The sequence below is a fragment of the Sphaerisporangium sp. NPDC005288 genome (assembly GCF_040607475.1).
Taxonomy (GTDB): domain Bacteria; phylum Actinomycetota; class Actinomycetes; order Streptosporangiales; family Streptosporangiaceae; genus Sphaerisporangium; species Sphaerisporangium rhizosphaerae.
In genome coordinates this window covers 1-1386 of record NZ_JBEXGT010000115.1, presented here as the reverse complement: position 1 = coordinate 1386, position 1386 = coordinate 1, and the positions used below count along the sequence as shown (strand labels likewise).

At 66.0% G+C, this 1386-nt stretch carries 1 protein-coding gene; it reads left to right on the top strand.

Annotation, left to right across the window (positions count from 1 at the left end):
• The first annotated feature begins 78 nt into the window (after positions 1-78).
• Positions 79-1350 carry an IS256 family transposase gene (locus tag ABZU32_RS40920; RefSeq protein WP_354932176.1) on the top strand — a complete coding sequence of 424 codons (1272 nt, stop codon included), beginning with the start codon at positions 79-81 and terminating at the stop codon, positions 1348-1350.
• Positions 1351-1386: the final 36 nt, after the last annotated feature.

Sequence of the window (1386 nt, the reverse complement as noted above, 5' to 3'; positions counted from 1 at the left end):
GGGACTGTAAGACCAACGGTGTAACTCCTGATCAAGGAGACACCTGTGACGAGTACGGTGATCCAGGCATCTGAGGCGATGGACCTGGAGGATCCCGCGGTGACGCGGAAGCAAGAGCATCCGTCGGATCGGGAGCTGGTGGCCAAGCTGGTCGACCAGGCCCGTGCCGAAGGGCTGGAGCTGGTCGGTGAGAACGGGCTGCTGGGCCGGCTGACCAAGTTGGTGCTGGAGTCGGCGCTGGAAGGCGAGATCACCGACCACCTCGGCTATGACAAACACGACCGGTCCGGCCGCGGTAGCGGCAACACCCGCAACGGCACCCGGGCCAAGACCGTCCTCACCGAGGTGGGTCCGGTGGAGATCGCCGTTCCCCGGGATCGGGACGCCAGTTTCGAGCCCAGGATCGTGGCCAAGCGGCAGCGGCGGCTGTCCGGGGTCGATGAGATGGTGATCTCGCTGGCCGCCAAGGGGCTGACGACGGGTGAGATCTCCGCTCACCTGGCCGAGGTCTACGGGGCCGAGGTGTCTCGGCAGACCATCTCCACCATCACCGACAAGGTGATCGAGGGCATGTCCGAGTGGCAGAACCGGCCGCTGGATCCGGTCTATCCGGTGGTGTTCATCGACGCCATCCACGTCAAAATCCGTGACGGGCAGGTCGCCAACCGGCCGATCTACATCGCGCTGGCGGTCACCGCCGATGGTGAGCGCGACATTTTGGGGTTGTGGGCCGGCGACGGCGGCGAGGGCGCCAAGTTCTGGCTGCACGTGCTCACCGAGATCAAAAACCGTGGCGTGGCCGATGTGCTGATGATGGTTTGCGACGGTCTCAAAGGGCTGCCGCAGGCCATCGAGACCGTCTGGCCCCGCACAGTGGTGCAGACCTGTGTGGTGCACCTGCTGCGCGCCTCGTTCCGCTACGCCGCCCGTCAGCACTGGGACGCCATCGCCAAGGCGTTGCGCCCGGTCTACACCGCCCCGACCGAAGCCGCCGCCCGCGAGCGGTTCGGTGAGTTCGCCGACGCCTGGGGCGGCAGATACCCGGCGATCGTCAAGCTCTGGGACGACGCCTGGGCCGAGTTCGTGCCCTTCCTAACCTTCGATGTGGAGATCCGCCGGGTGATCTGCTCCACCAACGCCATCGAGTCGGTCAACGCCCGCATCCGCCGGGCGGTCAAGGCCCGTGGCCACTTCCCCAACGAGCAGGCCGCGCTCAAATGCGTCTACATGGCGATCATGAGCCTGGACCCGACCGGCAAGGGCCGCAAACGCTGGATCACCCGATGGAAGGCCGCCCTCAACGCCTTCGCCATCACCTTCGAAGACCGCCTCACCCCGACCACCCGATAACCAACAACCGAGTTACACCGTTGGCTGGACAGACCC

Coding starts and splice junctions, on each gene's coding strand:
- ABZU32_RS40920 (WP_354932176.1), top strand. CDS start 79: ATGGACCTGGAGGATCCCGCGGTGACGCGGAAGCAAGAGCATCCGTCG.